This window comes from Hylemonella gracilis (genome assembly GCF_004328645.1).
In the GTDB taxonomy this organism is placed as follows: Bacteria; Pseudomonadota; Gammaproteobacteria; order Burkholderiales; family Burkholderiaceae_C; genus Hylemonella; species Hylemonella gracilis_B.
On the sequence record NZ_CP031395.1, the window covers coordinates 3,024,471 to 3,042,325 of the forward strand.

Genomic DNA, 17,855 nt, shown 5'->3' on the forward strand with positions numbered 1-17,855 from the left:
TTGAACGTCCGCCCTGTATTCCGTCTTTGGACGCTTGCAGCGTCTCTCGCGCGCTGGCTAGTCTAGCGGCGAGCCAGCTTCAAGCGACACGCCCATGAGCAATCGAGTTCATAGACGCACGCTATGAACTGCAAACTCACAAGCGCTCGGCCACCCAACCCTGCACAGCCTGCAGGGCCCTGGGCAGGCCGCTCGCGTCGGTGCCGCCCGCCATGGCCATGTCAGGCTTGCCGCCACCCTTGCCGCCCACCTGCTGGGCGACGAAGTTCACGAGTTCTCCGGCCTTGATCTTGCCCACGCTGTCGGCGGTCACGCCGGCCGCGATCTGCACCTTGCCGTCTTCCACCGTGGCCAGCACGATGGCGGCGGTCTTGAGCTTGTCCTTGAGCTTGTCCAGCGTTTCACGCAGCACCTTGGCGTCCGCGCCCTGCAGCGTGGCGGCGAGTACCTTGATGCCCTTGACGTCCACCGCCTGAGCCATCAGCTCGTCGCCCTGGCTGGAAGCCAGCTTGCCCTTGAGCGCGGCGATTTCTTTCTCCAGCAGCTTGACTTGGTCCAGCACCTGCGTGATGCGGCCCTGCAACTCAGCCGCCGGCGCCTTGAGCGCGCCCGCGGCCTGGTGCACGGCGCTTTCCAGTCCCTGCAGATAGGCGAGCGCGTTCGCGCCCGTCACGGCCTCGACGCGGCGGATGCCCGCGGCCACGCCCGACTCGCTGACGATCTTGAACAGACCGATGTCGCCCGTGCGCGCCACGTGGGTGCCGCCGCAGAACTCTCGGCTGCTGCCGATGTCCAGCACGCGCACCGTGTCGCCGTACTTCTCGCCGAAGAGCATGACCGCGCCGGTGGACTTGGCGGCCTCGATGTCCAGCAGACGCGCCTGGGTGGCGCTGTTGGACAGGATCTCGTCGTTCACGCGCCGCTCGATCTCGGCGATCTGGACCGACGTCACCGGCGTGTTGTGCGTGAAGTCGAAGCGCGTCTTGTCGGCGTCCACCAACGAGCCCTTTTGCTGCACATGGCTGCCCAGCACTTCGTGCAAGGCCTTGTGCATCAGGTGGGTGACGCTGTGGTTGCGCATGGTCGCGGCACGGCGGGCCAGGTTGACCTGGGCCGTGACCGCGTCACCCACGTTGAGCGTGCCCACAGCCAGGGTGCCGTGCTGGCCATGCACGTCGGCCTTGATCTTCTGGGTGTCGGCCACCTCGAAGCGGGCTGAGCCGGCAATGACGAGACCTTCGTCGCCCACCTGACCGCCGCTCTCGGCGTAGAAGGGCGTGGTGTCCAGCACCACGACACCATCCTGGCCAGCCTTGAGCTGGGCCGTGGGCGTGCCGTCCACGTAGAGCGCGACGATCTTTGCCGCGGCTTCCAGCTTCTCGTAACCCACGAACACATTGCCCGCGCCCGTGTAGTCCAGCGCCTTGTCCATCTTGAACTTGCCGGCGGCACGGGCCTGGTTCTTCTGCTTGTCCATGGCCGACTTGAAGCCAGCTTCGTCCACGCTCAGGCCGCGTTCGCGACAGACGTCGGCCGACAGGTCCAGCGGGAAGCCGTAGGTGTCATGCAGTTTGAAGGCCACGTCGCCGGGCAGCACCTTGGCGCCGTCACCCAGGGCCGCGTCCAGAATCTCCATGCCGTTGGCCAGCGTCTCGTAGAAACGCTCTTCTTCCGCCTTGAGCACCTCGGTGATTCGCTGCTGCTGTTCCTTCAGGCGCGGATAGGCATCACCCATCAGGCGAACGAGCTCGTCCACCAGTTTGTGGAAAAAGGGGGTCTTGCGGCCGAGCTTGTAGCCGTGGCGGATGGCACGGCGCACGATGCGGCGCTGCACGTAGCCACGGCCTTCGTTGGACGGAATCACGCCGTCGCTGACCAGGAAGGCCGTGGCGCGGATGTGGTCGGCGATCACTTTGAGCGAGGGGTTGCCGAGATCGGTCGTGCCGGTCTCACGGCCGGCCGCCTGGATCAACGCGGCAAAGATGTCGATCTCGTAGTTGCTGTGCACGTGCTGCAGGATGGCGGCCAGGCGCTCCAGGCCCATGCCGGTATCCACGCAGGGCGCAGGCAGCGGCGTGACCGAGCCATCCTCGTGCATCTCGAACTGCATGAACACGTTGTTCCAGATCTCGATGAAGCGGTCGCCGTCTTCCTCGGGGCTGCCCGGAGGGCCGCCGGCGATGTGCGGGCCGTGGTCATAGAAGATCTCCGAGCAGGGGCCGCAGGGGCCGGTGTCGGCCATCATCCAGAAGTTGTCGGACTTGTAGCGCCCGCCTTTGTTGTCGCCGATGCGGATCACGCGCTCGGGCGGCAGACCGATTTCTTTCGTCCAGATGTCGTAGGCCTCGTCGTCTTCGGCGTAGACCGTGGCCAGCAGGCGCTCCTTGGGCAGCTTGTAGACCTCGGTCAGCAGTTCCCAGGCCCATTTCAGCGACTCGCGCTTGAAGTAGTCACCGAAGGACCAATTGCCCAGCATCTCAAAGAAGGTGTGGTGGCGCGCGGTATAGCCCACGTTCTCCAGGTCGTTGTGCTTGCCGCCGGCGCGCAGGCAGGCCTGCACCGAGGCCGCGCGCACATAGCTGCGCTTGTCGGTGCCGAGGAACACGTCCTTGAACTGCACCATGCCCGAGTTGGTGAACATCAGCGTCGGGTCATTGCCCGGCACCAGCGGGCTGGAGGCCACGACGGTGTGGCCCTTGGAGGCGAAGAAGTCAAGGAAGGTCTTGCGGATGTCCGCGACGGAAAATTTGGGCGTGCTCATGAACGGATGGCCAGGCTGCGTGCGAGCGCAAAAGCTTGATTTATTTGAGAAAACCGGAAAACAAGATCGCTTCGGATTATAGATTTGAGCGGCCTCGCAAGCCACTCAGGCCAGCCAACCGTCCCACACCAGCTTGCAGCCCGTCAGCGCCATGCCCCAGTAGACCAGGCGGTAGAACAGCTTTTGATCGATGCGCTTGGCGATCGACACGCCCGCCCAGACGCCCAGCGGCGCCAGCGGCAGCAGCACGAGCGAGGTGGCGAAGTTGCGCATGTCCAGCAGGCCCAACCAGGCGTAAGGCGCCCACTTGCTGAGGTTCACCACGAAGAACAGGTAGGCCATGGTGCCGGTGAACACCAAGGGCGCCAGGCGCATCGGAATCACGTAGGCGTTGACCGGCGGCCCGCCCGCGTGCGAGACAAAACTCGTGAAGCCGCCCGTCGCCATCAGGATGACGCCCACCCAGCGCGGCGGCGGCGCGCTGTCCGGCCGGGGCGGGAACAGCAGGCGTTGCGCCAAGAAGAGCAGTGTGAACAGCCCCACCAAGCCTGCCACCAGCCGGGAGTCCAGCAGGCGGAACAACAAGGTGCCTGCCACGACACCGATCAGCGCGCACGGCAACAGGAAGCGCAGCAAGGCCCAATTCACGTACCGACGGAAGGCCCAGAGACCCAGCAGATCCATCAGCAGCAGGATGGGCATGAAGATCGCCGCCGCCTGCGGCACCGGAATGGACAGCGCCATGAGGGGCACGGCCAAGGAACCGAAGCCCGCACCGAAACCGCTTTTGCTGACCCCCATCAACAGAACCGCGGGAATGGCGGCTGCGTAAAAGACGGGACTGGTGATGAGGGGAAACGAAGAAGAGGCGAAAGACAAGACCGGCAGCGTCATGACACGAGATCTGGAAAAAAGGAAGTGAGAGAATGCAGGCCATTCATTTGGTGGAGATCATCCCATGGATATGAAGACTGGCCCCCTGGCCTTGCTCAAAGACCCGAGCCTGCTCAAGACCGACGCACTGATCAACGGCCAGTGGGTCAAGGGCACCACGGCGGCGCGTTTCGACGTGCATGACCCTGCCACCGGCGCCAAGCTCGCCGACGTGGCCAACCTCGGGCCCAAGGATGCCGAGGCGGCCATCACCGCCGCCAACAAGGCCTGGCCGGCCTGGCGCGCCAAGACCGGCAAGGAGCGCAGCCTCATCCTGCGCAAGTGGTTCGACCTGCTGATGGCCAACCAGGACGATCTGGGTCGCCTGATGACGGCCGAGCAGGGCAAGCCCTATGCTGAGGCCAAGGGCGAGGTCGCCTACGGCGCGAGCTTCGTCGAGTGGTACGCCGAGGAAGCCAAGCGCGTCAACGGCGAGACCCTGCCGCAGTTCGACAACAATCGCCGCTTGCTGGTGTTGCGCCAGCCCATCGGCGTGTGCGCGGCCATCACGCCGTGGAACTTCCCGCTGGCCATGATCACCCGCAAGGTCGCGCCCGCCCTGGCCGCGGGTTGCCCCGTGGTCATCAAGCCGGCCGAGCTGACGCCGCTGACGGCGCTCGCCGCCGCCGAACTCGCCGTGCGCGCCGGCATTCCGGCGGGCGTGTTCAACGTCATCACCGCCGACAGCGCCAACTCCATCGCCGTGGGCAAGGTGTTCTGCGCCAGCGAGACCGTGCGCCACATCAGTTTCACGGGCTCCACCGAGGTGGGGCGCATCCTGATGCAGCAGAGCGCGCCCTCGGTCAAGAAACTCGCGCTGGAACTCGGCGGCAACGCGCCCTTCATCGTCTTCGACGACGCCGATATCGACAGCGCGGTGGAAGGCGCCATCGCTAGCAAGTACCGCAACGCCGGTCAGACCTGCGTGTGCGCCAACCGCATCTACGTGCAAGATGGCGTGTACGACGCGTTCGTGCAGAAATTCGCGGCCAAGGTCAAGACGCTCAAGGTCGGCAATGGTTTCGAGGACGGTGTCGTGCAAGGCCCGCTGATCGAGGAGGCCGCCGTCGAGAAAGTCCGGCGCCATGTCGCCGATGCCGTCGCCAAGGGCGGCAAGCTGCTGGCTGGAGGCAAGAAGCTGGAAGGCCAGTTCTTCGAGCCCACGGTCGTGGCCGAGGCGACGGCCAACATGCTCTGCGCCACCGAGGAAACCTTCGGCCCCTTCGCCCCCGTGTTCCGCTTCAAGACCGAGCAGGAAGCCATCGATGCGGCCAACGCCACCATCTTCGGCCTGGCCAGCTACTTCTACAGCCGCGACATTGGCCGCATCTTCCGCGTCAGCGAGGCGCTGGAATACGGCATGGTGGGCATCAACGCGGGCGTCATTGCCACCGAGCATGTGCCCTTTGGCGGCGTCAAGCAGTCCGGCCTGGGCCGGGAAGGCTCCAGCCACGGCATCGACGAATACGTGGAGATGAAGTACCTCTGCCTGGGCGACATCCTCAAGTAAGCGGCCTCGGAGGCATCCGCGCACACGTTAGAATGCACGCTTGCTTCGGCAATGCGGGTGTAGTTCAATGGTAGAACGGCAGCTTCCCAAGCTTCATACGAGGGTTCGATTCCCTTCACCCGCTCCAGAATGAATAACGGCCCAGGACATCCCTCCTGGGCCGTTCTTGTTTGTGGGCACGCAGACCGTCTCGACCAGGATGCCTCAGGCGCTGGGCGTCACCGGACGCGACGCAGACCATTCCGCTCCTGTCTCCCCCATGAAAAAAGCGATCGCCCGGGCCACGACCTCGGGCACGATGCGGTGGTCACCGTCGAAGGGCAGCAGGGTCAGGTCCACGCCCTCCTCCAGCAACTTCAGCGCATGCGGCCGTGCGCTGGTCTCGAAGGGCAACTGACTGTCCGAGCGGCCGTGGGCGATGAAAACCTTGGGCGTACCTTGGCGGGTGAAAGTATTCATGAAGCCGGCCGACAGCGCGATCACGTGGCTGAACAGTTCGCCATTGCTCAGGCCGACCGACAGCGCGTAACTGCCGCCATCGGAAAAACCGGCGAGGGCCAGGCGCGCGGGGTCGAGCCGGAAACACGCGGCCACCTGCTGCAGTGCAATGTCCAGACGTTCCAGGTCCGGCCCATGGCCACCGATCACGATGTCCCAGGTCGGAAACATGGACTGGGGCGCCAGCAAAAGGAAACGTCCGGCCCGCGCCCAGCGCACGAAAAAAGGCAACATCTTGTCAGCCTCGCCGCCCGCGCCATGGCAAAGCACCAGCATTGGCACGGGCGCATCGGCGTCCAAGCCCTCGGGCACCACCAGCACGGCCTCGCGGCCTTCAGGAAACTGCAGGCTGTGACGACCGGCGGGCAGCGGCGACTGGATGGGCGCATCCGGCCATGAGAAGGTCAGGCGCCCCAGCAGCGCGCCATTGAACTGCCCCAGCAAATCGGGATCTAGCATGCGCTCATTCTAGGGCGGCCCCTTGATCGGGAACCGGCCGATGGTCGCGGGCAGACGGTTTGCCGCAGTGGGTGCGAGCGCCGTCAGAACGCGCCAGGACGCGCGGACTGGCCCAAGGGCTGATGGTGTTTGAAGAGCGCGGTCAGGGCGACCAGGCAGTCGCGTGCCGCCACCTCGCCCTGACGCACCGCGATGACATTCATCAGGCCGGGACGCAAGTACCAGAGGGTGTCCAGGTCCGGTGCGGACCGCAGCTGACGTTGCAGCAGGTCCACCTGCGCATTGGCGCGTGCATCCAGCCCTTCAGGCTCCGAGGGCATCCGCCCCGTCAGGGCTCTGTCGTCCTGCGGCTTGCCCGTGCCGCTGCCCATCGTTGTCGCCGGCGACCCCACCAAACTGGCCTGCATGGCCCCGGACATGGCCAAGCGCACACGTTCCAGCGACACCGCTCCGCCCTGCGCCTCGGCCTGGGCATCGACGCCCGGAGCTCGCAGGCTCCGGCCTTTTTTCTCGACACGCCACGAGCGCGACAGCGTGAGAAATTTCTTCGGGCTTGAAAACATGGGATGACGAGCAGAGTACAAGAGGCAGGCCGGGAATCAGGGCGGGACCAAGGTCCGTCGGGACGCTGGAGATCGGCAGATACGCACCGACAAGCATTCGCAAATTTCGCGCCCACTTGCCTATACATCTTGTTAACGGTCCGGCGCGGCAAAAATGAAGGCCCCTGCGTTGCAACGCAGGGGCCTATTTCATCAAGCCTTGCAGCACGGGTAAACCCGCCCCGCGTGGCGCGGACATCAGATCAGAGGAACCCCCGTCTTGCCCTGGATGAATTCTCGCGTCACGCCCGGGGCCAGCTCGACCAGCTTCAGGCCCTGCGGCGTCACGTCCATGACACCGAGGTCGGTGATGATGCGGTCGATGACGCCCTTGCCGGTCAGCGGCAAAGTGCACTCGGGCAGGATCTTGAAGTCTTCACTGCCGTCCTTCTTCTTGGCCACATGCTCCATCAGAACGATGCAGCGAGGCACGCCAGCCACCAAGTCCATGGCCCCGCCCATGCCCTTGACCATCTTGCCCGGGATCATCCAGTTGGCCAGGTCGCCCTTGCCGCTGACCTGCATGGCCCCCAGGATGCTGAGGTTGATCTTGCCGCCGCGGATCATGGCGAAGCTCTGGTCGCTGCCGAAAATGCTGGTGCCCTTGATGGTGGTCACGGTCTGCTTGCCGGCATTGATGAGGTCCGGGTCCACCTCGTCTTCCGTCGGGAAGGGGCCGATGCCCAGCATGCCATTCTCACTCTGCAGCCACACTTCCATGCCCTCCGGCACGAAGTTGGCCACCAGGGTCGGCATGCCGATGCCGAGGTTCACGTAAAAGCCGTCCTGCAGTTCCTGGGCCGCGCGCGCGGCCATCTGTTCTTGGGTCCAGGGCATCTTGTTCTCCTTGCCTGTCGTCTGTGGGTGCTGGTTTGTCTCGTGGGAGTCCGCCTGGCCCGGGGCTCAGGCAGCGGCCCTGACAGTGCGTTTCTCAATGCGCTTCTCGGGCGCGGCGTTGAGCACGATACGGTGCACGTAGATACCCGGAAGGTGCACATCGTCCGGCGCGAGCTCGCCGGTCTCGACGATCTTTTCCACCTCGACGATGCAGACCTTGCCCGCCATGGCCGCGGCCGGGTTGAAGTTGCGTGCCGTCAGGTTGAAGCGCAGATTGCCCGACTTGTCCGCCACGTCGGCCTTGACCAGGGCCACGTCGGGCAGCAGTGCGCGCTCCATCACATAGGTCTCACCATCGAACTCGCGCAATTCCTTGCCCTCCGCCACCACGGTGCCAACGCCGGTCTTGGTGAAAAAGGCCGGAATGCCGGCACCGCCCGCGCGCAGCTTCTCGGCCAGTGTCCCCTGGGGCGTGAATTCCAGTTCCAGTTCACCCGCCAGGTACTGGCGCTCGAACTCCTTGTTCTCGCCGACGTAGCTGGAGATCATCTTCTTGATCTGACGGGTCTGCAGCAGCTTGCCCAGGCCGAAATCATCGACGCCTGCGTTGTTGGAGATGGCGGTCAGGTTCTTGGTGCCCGCCTCGCGCACGGCGTCAATGAGCGCCTCGGGGATGCCACACAGGCCGAAGCCGCCGACGGCGATGAGCTGGCCGTCACGCACCACGCCATCAATGGCCGCCTTCGCGCTCGGGTAAATCTTGTTCACGGGGTTCTCCTTGCTGTGTCTGGATCGAATGCCGGATGCAGCCCGAGACTGTAATCGCGCTACCTACCTAGACCGATACGTAGTACTGCCTAAAATCCAGCCCGCATGGACAAGGAGACAAAACCCTCGCGCGCTGCGGCCACGGCCTCGGTGCATCCCCCAGGCCGTCCGGCGGGCAAGCCCCCGGACAGCCCCACGGACACGCCCATCGATTACCGCCTCGCCTTCGACTACGCCCCCATCGGCATGGTGCTGTCGCGCCAACGTGTGATCCTGGACTGCAACCGCCGCGTCTGCGAGATCTTCGGTACCGAGCGGGAGCGGTTGATCGGCCAGTCCTTCGCCCTGCTCTACCCGAGTGCCGACGAGTTCGAGCGCATCGGCGTGCGCATCAACGCCCGAATGGACGCGCACAGCACCTATGCGGACGACCGGATCATGCGGCGCGTGGACGGTCATCGTCAGGGCGAGCTGTTCTGGTGCCATGTCACGGGCCGCGCACTCGACCCCACCCAGCCCCTGGGCCCGGGCATCTGGACCTTCGAGGATCTGAGCGCGCACCGCTCGGTCAAGACCGGACTGACGGCGCGTGAGCGCGAGGTCGCGGCGCGCCTGCTGGAAGGCCTGACCTCCAAGGAAATCGGCAAGGCGCTGGCCATCAGCCATCGCACGGTGGAGATCTACCGCGCGCGCCTGATGCGCAAGTACCAGGCCGGCACCACGGCCGAGCTGGTGCTCAAGCTGACGCTGGGCTGAGCACGGGCGGCGCTCAGAACGTCTCCCAATCGCCTTCCGCGCCCTTGTTGTCCCTGGATGGCGGGACGGCCTTGGGTTTGGCAGCTGCTGCAGCTGCTTTTGCGGCTCCGGCACCTGCCGCCGCTTTCGCGCCAGTGTCGGACGACGCGGTGCGGGGCGCATCGGAAGGCGCACGCCGGGGCGCGGCACCGGGTGCCGCCACGGGTTGGGGAGCTTGGGCAGCGGCCGGGGACGACGCCAGCAAGGATCGGGTTGAAGGTGCCGACGATGCGCCGGACGCCCCAGGTGAAACCGGCCGGGCACGCGGCGTCGAGGCGACGGCCCGGGCTGCGGGCGGCAGGTGCCCCTCCCCGTCCTCACCATCGCCACTGCCCAGCCGGAACACGGCCATCATGCGGGCCAGACTCTGTGCCTGCTCGCGCATGCTGCCCGCCGCGGCGGCACTTTCCTCGACCAGGGCGGAATTCTGCTGGGTCATCTGGTCGAGCTGGGCGACGGACTGGTTCACGCCCGCGATGCCCTGACTCTGCTCATGGGTGGCAGCGTGGATTTCGGCGATGATGTCCGTGACGCGCTTGACCGAGGTGACGATCTCATCCATGGTCTGCCCGGCGTTGGCCACCAGGCGACTGCCGCTTTCCACCTTCTGGACCGAGGCGCCGATCAGGGCCTTGATCTCCTTGGCCGCCTCGGCGCTGCGGCCCGCCAGGGCCCGCACCTCGCTGGCCACGACCGCAAAGCCACGACCCTGCTCGCCCGCGCGCGCGGCCTCCACCGCCGCGTTCAGCGCCAGGATATTGGTCTGGAAGGCGATGCCGTCGATCACGTTGATGATATCGGCGATCCGCTTGCTGCTGTCATTGATCTCGCCCATGGTGCTGACCACCTCGGACACCACCGCACCGCCGCGCCCGGCCACCTCGGCCGCCGTGGACGCCAGCTGGTTCGCCATGCTGGCGCTGTTCGAGGTCTGCTGCACCGTGCCCGTCAGTTCCTCCATCGCGGAGGCGGTGGCCTGCAGGCTGCCGGCCGTCTGCTCGGTGCGATGGGACAGGTCGGCATTGCCCTGGGCAATCTCGCTGGACGCCGTGGTGATGCTGTCGGTGGCCGCGCGCACCTCGCTCACCAGATGGCGCAAGGACCCCACCATCTGCGCCAGGCCCCCCCATCACGCTGCCTGGCGTGGCCGGCGGGATCTGCACGCCCAAATCGCCCTGGGCGATGCGTGCCATCACCTCATAAGCCTGGCTGGGCTCGCCGCCGACCTGTCGGATCACCGAACGGCCGACGGACCAGCCGATACCCCCCACGATCAGCAGAACCACCAGCAACTGGAGGCCGCCCGTGAGGTAGAGACGGGCTTTCATGGCATCGATGTCGTCGGTGTACAAGCCCGAACCCAGCATCCATTCCCAACCGGGAACGCGCACCACGTACTGCAGCTTGGGCGAGGGCACGGTGGCGCCGGGCCGCGCGAACTCGCCCATCTCCATGGCGGTGTTGTCCTTGCTGGCCCGCAAGGCGCCGGTCAGGGTGGCGATGACGTCCTTGCCCTGGCCATCCTTGAGTTTGCCCATCATGTTCTGGCCCTCGAAATCCTTGCGGATGGGGTGCACGACCCCGGTGCCATCCATGGTGTAGATGTAGAAGTACTCGACGTTGCCCGCCCCGTAGCGGGATACGCGCACCGCCTCGGAGGCAGTCTTCTGGGCGTCCGCCACGGTCATCTCGCCCTTCTCGGCCTTGCTCTTGTAGGCATTGACGATGCTGTGCATGGATTGCACGGCCGTCGCCAACTGCTCCGTGCGGGCTTCCATCACGCGCTGGCCCGCGGCCAGCGTGGAGGTGACGATGAGCACGGCCACGGCCAGCAGCGCTGCCCCCACGATGACGCCGATCTTCTGCTTGAAACTCAAGTTCACGGGAAGTCCTCCGACGCGCACAGCAACAAGACAATGGAAACCAAGGAAGACGGCGCACGCATACCCCACCCGGGTTCTTTCCCTATATCGGCAGACCAGGACACAAACTAACGCCGGAAATCGCGGAGGGCAGCCCGGCCGATGGGTGTCGCCAAAAATCGAACGATCGTGCTATTTTTTGATTGGTCGGGGCGAAGCGCCTTAGAATCGGGCCGCGCGCTTGACCGACAAGCCCCTCCCGAGACGAGTTACAGGACGAGATACCGCCCATGACGAACCAAGACATCCTCACCCAGTACGGCCCACGCGAAGCGATGGAATACGACGTGGTCGTCGTCGGCGGTGGTCCCGCCGGCCTGGCCACCGCCATCCGCCTGAAGCAGCTTGCGACCGAGAAAAACCGGGAAATCTCGGTCGTCGTCCTGGAAAAAGGCGGTGAACCGGGCGCGCACATCCTCTCCGGCGCGGTCATGGACCCGCGCGCGATGCAAGAACTCTTCCCCGACTGGAGGGAACGCGGCGCGCCGCTGAACCAGCCCGTCACGGGGGACGATGTGCTCTTCCTGTCCGAAAAGGGCGTCAAGCGCACGCCGGACTTCCTGGTCCCGGACAACTTCCACAACCAGGGCAACTACGTTGTCGCGCTGGGCTTTGTCACCAAATGGCTGGGTGAGCAGGCGGAAGCCCTGGGCGTGGAAATCTTCCCCGGCTTCGCCGCCGCCGAAGTGCTGTACAACGAGAACGGCTCGGTCCAAGGGGTCGCCACCGGTAACCTGGGCATCGGCAAAAATGGCGAGCCGACGGAGAATTTCCAGCTCGGCATGGAACTGCACGCCAAGTACACCGTCTTCGCCGAAGGCGCGCGCGGTCACCTGGGCAAGCAACTCATCACCAAGTACAAGCTGGATGAAGGCAAGGACCCGCAGAGCTACGCCATCGGTGTCAAGGAACTCTGGGAAATCCCCGCCGACAAGGCGAAACCCGGCCGTGTCGTCCACACCGCGGGCTGGCCGCTGGACAACAGCACCTACGGCGGCGGCTTTCTCTACCACCTGGAAGGCAACAAGGTCACGCTGGGCTTCGTCACTGGACTGGACTACCAGAACCCCTGGCTCAGCCCTTTCGAAGAAATGCAACGCTGGAAGACCCATCCCGCGATCTGCGAGCACATTGCGGGCGGCAAGCGCATCGGCTACGGCGCGCGCGCCATCACGGCCGGCGGCCTGCTGTCCCTACCCAAGACCATCTTCCCGGGCGGCGTGCTCGTGGGCTGCGACGCGGGCTACCTGAACGCCAGCCGCATCAAGGGCAGCCACGCGGCCATCAAGAGCGGCATGCTGGCCGCCGAGGCGATCTTCGAGGCCGTCGCCGCGGGACGCCAGCACGATGAACTCACGGCCTATCCCATCGCCTTCCAGCAAAGCTGGTTGCACCAGGAACTGCACCGCGCGCGCAACTTCAAGCAATGGTTCAAGAAGGGCAACCTCGTCGGCGCGCTCATGACCGGCATCGAGCACTGGCTGCTGCCCAAGCTCGGTTTCAAGAGCCCGCCGTGGACGATCCACCGCAAGGAGGCCGATCACACCCGCCTCAAGCCCGCGGACCAATGCGTGAAGATTGCCTACCCCAAGCCAGACGGCAAGCTGACCTTTGACCGCCTCAGCAGTGTCTTCATCAGCAACACCAACCACGAAGAGAACCAGCCCGCCCACCTGACACTCAAGGACGCCAGCGTGCCCGTGAGCGTGAACCTCGCGAAGTACGCCGGCCCCGAGAGCCGCTACTGCCCGGCGGGCGTCTACGAGTTCGTCGAGAAGGACGGAGCCAGCCAACTGGTCATCAATGCGCAGAACTGCGTGCACTGCAAGACCTGCGACATCAAGGACCCGACACAGAACATCGTGTGGGTCACACCCGAAGGCGGCGGCGGGCCGAACTACAGCGGGATGTGATGCCCCGCGCGCGGCGACGGCATCAGGCGCGGCAAGGATGGGGCAACCGCACCATCCCCGCATCGCGCGCCGCCCGGCCTGACCTACCCCTCAGACCGACTGCAGTCGGAACTGCAGAAATTCCCCCAACGCCCGCATGCGCGCGCTCAGGTGTGTGCCGCGTGCGAGCGCGAGCACCAAGGGATAGGGCCGGGACCGCACCTGGGGCAGCACATGGACCAGATGCCCCGCCGCGAGGTCGGCGGCTACGTCCAGCCGTGACTTGAGCGCGATGCCCCAGCCTTCCACCGCCCACTGTCGCGTGACCAGGCCACTGTCGGCACTGCGGCGCACCCGCGCCCGCAAGGTGACCGGCTGGCCGGCATCGAGCAGTGTCCAGCGGTGGGCAGGGCGGCTGGCGATGCGCAGGCCGATCATCTCGTGCGCGGCCAAGTCTTCCAGCCGCTTGGGCGCGCCCGCGCGGCGCAGGTAGGCCGGCGCGGCGACCAGGATGGCATGGTTGTCCGGCACCAGGGGCCGCGCGATCTGACCGGGGGCCGCGGCACCGTAACGGATGGCCGCATCCACGGGCTCGCGCGCCAGATCGGCCACGCGGTCGGCGATGGCCAGATCCAGCTGCAACTGCGGGTGCAGACCCATGAATTCGTCCAGCAGGGGGCGCAGCACCTGCGTGCCCAGATCGGTCGGAACCCCCAGGCGCAGCAGACCCCGAACCTGGGTGAGCGGCGCACGCAATTCGGCTGCCGCCTCGTCCACGGCGACCAATGCCGACCGGCAGCGCTGCAAAAACGCCTCCCCTTCCGGCGTGGGGCGCAAGGCCCGACTGGAACGCATGAAGAGGCGCGCGCCGAGCTGCTGCTCCAGGCGACGGATCGCCGCGGTGGCCGTTGCGTTGAGCAAGCCCTGCTCGCGCGCGGCGGAGGCCACGCCACCGAGCTCGGCCACGCGCAGCGCCAGGCGCAAAGCGCCCAGGTCAAGGCGCTCCGCAAGTGCACCAGCCCCATCGCTTTGCGGTTTCATCGACAAATTCCTTTTGTCATTGGCGCAGTATCCCATGGCTGGTTCCGCGCACCTGCCCGCAAGACACTGTCGGCCATCGCAACTTTTCCAGGAAGTCCCATGAAAGCCATTGGCCATCTGAACCCCTTGCCACTGAGCGACGCGCAGGCCCTGATCGACCTCACCCTGCCGGACCCGGAACCCGGACCGCACGACCTGCTGGTGCGGGTGCGCGCGGTGTCGGTCAATCCAGTGGACGTGAAAGTGCGCGCCGGCATGGCCCCCCCATCTGGCCAGCCGCGCGTGCTGGGCTGGGACGCCGCGGGCGACGTGCTGGCGATTGGCTCCGAAGTGCGAGGTTTCGCACCCGGGGACCGCGTCTGGTACGCCGGCGCGCTGCAGCGCAACGGCAGCAACGCGCAGTTGCAGACCGTGGACGCGCGCATCGTGGGCCCCATGCCGCGCAAGCTGGACTACACCGCCGCCGCCGCCCTGCCTCTGACCGGCATCACCGCGTGGGAACTGCTGTTTGATCGCCTCGGCGTTCCTCCGGGCGGCGGGGCCGGCCAGCGCCTGCTCGTGGTCGGCGGCGCGGGTGGCGTGGGCTCCATCCTCGTGCAGTTGGCGCGCCAGTTCACGCAACTGGAGGTGGTGGCCACGGCCTCGCGCCCAGCCTCCCAGGCCTGGGCCCGGGACATGGGCGCGCACCACGTGATCGACCACCACCAGCCGCTCGACGAAGCATTGGCCGCAGTCGGCCTGTCGGGAGGCGCGCACCTGGTGGCCAGCCTCACGCACACCGAGGCGCACTATCCAGCGCTGGTGCGCACCTTGCGCCCGCAGGGACGCATGGCGCTCATCGACGACCCAAGGACCCTGGACGCCCGCCCCTTGAAAATGAAAAGCGCCTCGCTGCACTGGGAATTCATGTTCACCCGGCCCATGTTCGAGACGGAGGACATGGCCACGCAAGGTCGCCTGCTGGCCCGGCTCGCCGAGGCCGTGGATGCTGGCCAGTTGCGCAGCACGGTCACACGAGACTTCGGGGAACTGTCGGTGACGACCCTGCGCGAGGCGCACGCCTGGATCGAGAGTGGCCAGGCAATCGGCAAGGGTGTGCTGCGGCTAGGCTGAACACGGAGGCGGCGGGCGAGGAGCACGCGCTTGCCGCCTCGCACGGTACTTCGGGCATCCAGCCCTGGGTTTCAGGTATTGCCCAGATAGTCCTTCTTGCCGATCTCCACGCCGTTGTGGCGCAGGATGTCGTAGGCCGTGGTGACGTGGAAAAAGAAATTGGGCAGCGCCGTGTTCAACAGGTAAGGCAAGCCTTGCAGGCGTTCCTCGCCGGTGCGGCGCTTGATCACGACTTCGCGCGCTTCGCTGCCGTCAATCTGCTCGGGCTTGAACGATTGCAGGTAGACCAGGGTCTTGGCAATGCGTTCGTTCAGCTCGGCGAAGGTCTTCTCGTTGTCTTCGTAGACCGGTGCCGCGACACCCGCCAGGCGAGCCGCGCAGCCCTTGGCCGTGTCGGTGGCGATCATGATCTGGTTGCTCAGCGGCAGCATGTCCGGATAGAGGCGCGCGCTGGTCAGCACCAGTTCATCGATGCCCTTGGCTTGGGCCTGCGCCTGGGCCTTGGACAGGATGGCGTGCAGATTGCCCAGCATGCGGATGAACAAGGGCACGCTGGCTTGGAACATGGACAGTTGTGACATGGATGATTTCCGGTGAGGTCAAGAAAGCAAAAGCGGGATCATGGCGCATCCAGGTTTTTTCTGCACGCCAGGCCAGATGAATTCAGGCCCGCCTGGGACGGCGAGGGTCAGTCTTGGTTCGGGCCGCCGACTTGGTGTACCCTAGCCCCCGAGCATTCCTTCCATGTCCATCCAGTTCCTGACCGCTTTCCTGATCGTGGGCCAGCACCTCGCGCGCAGCACGCGTGGGCGGCCTTGCGCGCCCCCGGGGGCGCCGCTACCCCCGCCGTCGGCTCTCCACGGTTGACGGCGCCAGCCGCGTGCCCGGCATGGGCGCGCGCCCGTCATTTCACTGGAGATTTCTCATGGCCGATCTGTTTGACAACCCCATGGGCCTGTGCGGCTTCGAGTTCGTCGAATTCGCCTCCCCCACCCCCAACACGCTCGAACCCCTGTTCGAGAAAATGGGGTTCACCCTCGTCGCCAAGCACCGTAGCAAGAACGTGCTGCTCTACCGCCAGGGCGACATCAACTTCATCGTCAACCGCGAGCCCAAGAGTCTGGCGGGTTATTTCGCCGCCGAACACGGCCCTAGCGCTTGCGCCATGGCCTTTCGCGTGAAGGACTCCCACAAGGCTTACCACCGTGCTCTGGATCTGGGCGCGCAGCCGGTGGAGGTGCCCACGGGCCCGATGGAACTGCGCCTACCAGCCATCAAGGGCATCGGCGGCGCGCCGCTCTACCTGATTGACCGCTGGGAAGAAAGCCTCCAGGCGACTTCGTCGCCCCCCCCGAGGGGGTCGGATCGGCTTCGGACGGCCGGGCGCCGACCCGGGACGGCCTGAGCATCTACGACATCGACTTCGAGTTCCTGCCCGGTGTCGACCGGCACCCGGTCGGCCACGGCCTGAAGATCGTCGACCACCTGACGCACAACGTCTACCGCGGGCGCATGGGCTTCTGGAGCGAGTTTTACGAGAAGTTCTTCAACTTCCGCGAAATCCGCTACTTCGACATCAAGGGCGAGTACACCGGTCTGACCAGCAAGGCCATGACCGCGCCGGACGGCCTCATCCGCATTCCGCTCAACGAGGAAGCCGGCAAGGGCGGCAACGGGCAGATCGAGGAATTCTTGATGCAGTTCAACGGCGAAGGCATCCAGCACATCGCCATGCTGACGGACGACCTACTGGCGACGGTGGATGCCCTGCAGATGGCCGGCGTGCCACTGGCCACCGCGCCCAACGACATCTACTACCAGATGCTGGAAGAGCGCTTGCCGGGCCATGGCGAACCGGTGGGCGAACTGCAGGCCCGTGGCATCTTGCTCGATGGCAACACCCAAGATGGGGCGCCGCGGCTGCTGCTGCAGATCTTCAGCCAGCCCCTGCTGGGACCGGTGTTCTTCGAGTTCATCCAGCGCAAGGCGGACGAGGGTTTCGGCGAAGGCAACTTCCGCGCTCTGTTCCTGAGCCTGGAACGCGACCAGATCCGACGCGGCACCTTGAAGGTGGACACCCCAGCTGCAACGTAGCCGCAAGCCTGAAACCGCGACGCCAGCCCGTTCCAGCACGGGCTGGTTAACCCGCATGCGCGGAGCTCGCTGATTCAGCGTATAATCCCGCTCGTTGTCGCGCCATGCTTACCTGCGCGGCAACTGCAGTCTGACATGGCCCGCGGTTTTTTTCACGCCGCCTGCGCAGCCTTCAGCCTCGCCGCCTCGCTCGACTGGCCCTGTCTCCCGGCCCTGCGCGGTTCGCTCGGTCGTCACACTTCGTCCTCAGCGGCAAGCTTCATCCCCCGGCCCGCACCTTCAACCCCGGACTGGAACACGGCGGCATCCGCCGCAACGCGGCGTCTTGCGCCTCGCCCTTTTTCTGCTTTTACGAAGCGCGGCCACAGAACCGCGCCCATACTTTTGATGAACATCCATTTGGAAAACGCTTTCCCGGTAGGCAAATACCTTGTCTCCCCCTTGACCCGTCAAACCGAGTCCGGCCGCTACACGGCCCATGTCTCGATCCGCAGCGGCCGCGGCCAGGCCACGCATGACCGCGTGCTGGGCTTCTTCCCGGAATTCGGCACGCGCGAAAGCGCGCTGCAATATGCCGCCGTCGAAGGCCAGCGCTGGTTGAGCCAACGGCATTGCAACGCCTGAATCTGG

13 protein-coding genes, 1 tRNA gene and 2 pseudogenes are annotated in these 17,855 nt (G+C 65.7%); 7 read left to right on the forward strand and 9 right to left on the reverse strand.

What is annotated here, in order from left to right; all coding sequences use genetic code 11:
- Positions 1 to 136: 136 nt before the first annotated feature.
- On the reverse strand, positions 137 to 2,761 hold the full coding sequence (gene alaS, locus DW355_RS14170) for an alanine--tRNA ligase (RefSeq protein WP_131280974.1): 2,625 nt from the start codon (positions 2,759 to 2,761) through the stop codon (positions 137 to 139).
- 105 nt (positions 2,762 to 2,866) lie between these two features.
- Positions 2,867 to 3,655, reverse strand: a complete 789-nt coding sequence (locus DW355_RS14175; RefSeq protein ID WP_131280975.1) for a sulfite exporter TauE/SafE family protein — start codon at positions 3,653 to 3,655, stop codon at positions 2,867 to 2,869.
- Between the two features lie 64 nt (positions 3,656 to 3,719).
- Between DW355_RS14175 and DW355_RS14180 the strand changes: the two genes are divergently transcribed.
- Both DW355_RS14180 and DW355_RS14185 read left to right on the forward strand, forming a co-directional pair.
- Positions 3,720 to 5,204 (forward strand): NAD-dependent succinate-semialdehyde dehydrogenase, encoded by a 1,485-nt coding sequence (locus DW355_RS14180; protein WP_131280977.1) that lies wholly within the window; start codon positions 3,720 to 3,722, stop codon positions 5,202 to 5,204.
- Positions 5,205 to 5,257: 53 nt separating this feature from the next.
- Positions 5,258 to 5,331, forward strand: a tRNA-Gly gene (locus DW355_RS14185).
- 77 nt (positions 5,332 to 5,408) lie between these two features.
- Here the strand turns inward: DW355_RS14185 and DW355_RS14190 are convergent.
- The 4 genes from DW355_RS14190 to DW355_RS14205 form a co-directional block, all read right to left on the reverse strand.
- On the reverse strand, positions 5,409 to 6,161 hold the full coding sequence (locus DW355_RS14190; RefSeq protein ID WP_131280978.1) for an alpha/beta hydrolase: 753 nt from the start codon (positions 6,159 to 6,161) through the stop codon (positions 5,409 to 5,411).
- An 83-nt stretch (positions 6,162 to 6,244) separates the two neighbouring features.
- Positions 6,245 to 6,724 carry a hypothetical protein gene (locus DW355_RS14195; RefSeq protein ID WP_131280980.1) on the reverse strand — a complete coding sequence of 160 codons (480 nt, stop codon included), beginning with the start codon at positions 6,722 to 6,724 and terminating at the stop codon, positions 6,245 to 6,247.
- 237 nt (positions 6,725 to 6,961) lie between these two features.
- On the reverse strand, positions 6,962 to 7,600 hold the full coding sequence (locus DW355_RS14200; RefSeq protein WP_131280982.1) for a 3-oxoacid CoA-transferase subunit B: 639 nt from the start codon (positions 7,598 to 7,600) through the stop codon (positions 6,962 to 6,964).
- Positions 7,601 to 7,666: 66 nt separating this feature from the next.
- Positions 7,667 to 8,368: a CoA transferase subunit A gene (locus tag DW355_RS14205; RefSeq protein WP_131280984.1), complete on the reverse strand. Its 702-nt coding sequence runs from the start codon at positions 8,366 to 8,368 to the stop codon at positions 7,667 to 7,669.
- Positions 8,369 to 8,473: 105 nt separating this feature from the next.
- Between DW355_RS14205 and DW355_RS14210 the strand changes: the two genes are divergently transcribed.
- On the forward strand, positions 8,474 to 9,124 hold the full coding sequence (locus DW355_RS14210; protein ID WP_278249362.1) for a LuxR C-terminal-related transcriptional regulator: 651 nt from the start codon (positions 8,474 to 8,476) through the stop codon (positions 9,122 to 9,124).
- Between the two features lie 13 nt (positions 9,125 to 9,137).
- Here the strand turns inward: DW355_RS14210 and DW355_RS14215 are convergent.
- Positions 9,138 to 11,046: pseudogene (locus tag DW355_RS14215) on the reverse strand (methyl-accepting chemotaxis protein).
- A 269-nt stretch (positions 11,047 to 11,315) separates the two neighbouring features.
- Here DW355_RS14215 and DW355_RS14220 point away from each other — a divergent pair.
- On the forward strand, positions 11,316 to 12,998 hold the full coding sequence (locus tag DW355_RS14220) for an electron transfer flavoprotein-ubiquinone oxidoreductase (RefSeq protein WP_131280986.1): 1,683 nt from the start codon (positions 11,316 to 11,318) through the stop codon (positions 12,996 to 12,998).
- Between the two features lie 90 nt (positions 12,999 to 13,088).
- On the opposite strand, the gene DW355_RS14225 is transcribed toward DW355_RS14220, so the two are convergent.
- Complete coding sequence (locus tag DW355_RS14225; protein ID WP_131280987.1) at positions 13,089 to 14,018, reverse strand: LysR family transcriptional regulator; 930 nt, start codon at positions 14,016 to 14,018, stop codon at positions 13,089 to 13,091.
- Positions 14,019 to 14,117: 99 nt separating this feature from the next.
- Here DW355_RS14225 and DW355_RS14230 point away from each other — a divergent pair, with 99 nt between their 5' ends.
- On the forward strand, positions 14,118 to 15,131 hold the full coding sequence (locus tag DW355_RS14230) for a zinc-binding alcohol dehydrogenase family protein (RefSeq protein ID WP_131280989.1): 1,014 nt from the start codon (positions 14,118 to 14,120) through the stop codon (positions 15,129 to 15,131).
- Positions 15,132 to 15,202: 71 nt separating this feature from the next.
- On the opposite strand, the gene DW355_RS14235 is transcribed toward DW355_RS14230, so the two are convergent.
- Complete coding sequence (locus DW355_RS14235) at positions 15,203 to 15,712, reverse strand: DUF1993 domain-containing protein (RefSeq protein WP_131280990.1); 510 nt, start codon at positions 15,710 to 15,712, stop codon at positions 15,203 to 15,205.
- Positions 15,713 to 16,056: 344 nt separating this feature from the next.
- Between DW355_RS14235 and hppD the strand changes: the two are divergent.
- Together hppD and DW355_RS18505 are read left to right on the forward strand one after the other, a co-directional pair.
- A pseudogene (gene hppD, locus DW355_RS14240) lies at positions 16,057 to 17,225 on the forward strand (4-hydroxyphenylpyruvate dioxygenase).
- A gap of 135 nt (positions 17,226 to 17,360) precedes the next feature.
- Positions 17,361 to 17,849, forward strand: a complete 489-nt coding sequence (locus tag DW355_RS18505) for a hypothetical protein (protein WP_347562736.1) — start codon at positions 17,361 to 17,363, stop codon at positions 17,847 to 17,849.
- Positions 17,850 to 17,855: the final 6 nt, after the last annotated feature.